Here is a 555-nt window from a genome sequence, read left to right on the forward strand (position 1 = left end):
TGCTGCATCAGGCTTTCGCCCATTGTGCAATATTCCCCACTGCTGCCTCCCGTAGGAGTTTGGACCGTGTCTCAGTTCCAATGTGGCCGATCACCCTCTCAGGTCGGCTACTGATCGTCGCCTTGGTAAGCCGTTACCTTACCAACTAGCTAATCAGACGCGGGTCCATCCTGTACCGCCGGAGCTTTGATAAGAAAGCCATGCGACTCTCTCATGTTATCCCGTATTAGCATACCTTTCGGTATGTTATCCGTGTGTACAGGGCAGGTTACCCACGCGTTACTCACCCGTCCGCCGCTCTTTCCCGAAGGAAATCGCTCGACTTGCATGTGTTAGGCACGCCGCCAGCGTTCATCCTGAGCCAGGATCAAACTCTTAAATATAAGTTTTGACTTGGGCTCAGATACTGTTATATATCTGGCTTTGTTTGGTTGTTTCAAATTCTATAAATTAACCTACTGTTTAATTTTCAAAGTTCATTTTAAGCAACCATGTTGGCGCTTATTTTTCAACTTCCTTAGTTTACCAAAGCTATTTAACTTTGTCAACTTTTTT

Annotated in this window: 1 rRNA gene; it reads right to left on the reverse strand. The window is 45.9% G+C overall.

Going from position 1 to position 555, the window contains the following annotated elements:
- Positions 1–383: ribosomal RNA gene (locus JWF52_RS18740) — 16S ribosomal RNA — on the reverse strand; the annotation flags it as partial.
- Positions 384–555 lie beyond the last annotated feature (172 nt).

The organism is Clostridium sp. CCUG 7971 (assembly GCF_017590215.1).
Lineage (GTDB): Bacteria > Bacillota > Clostridia > Peptostreptococcales > Peptostreptococcaceae > Faecalimicrobium.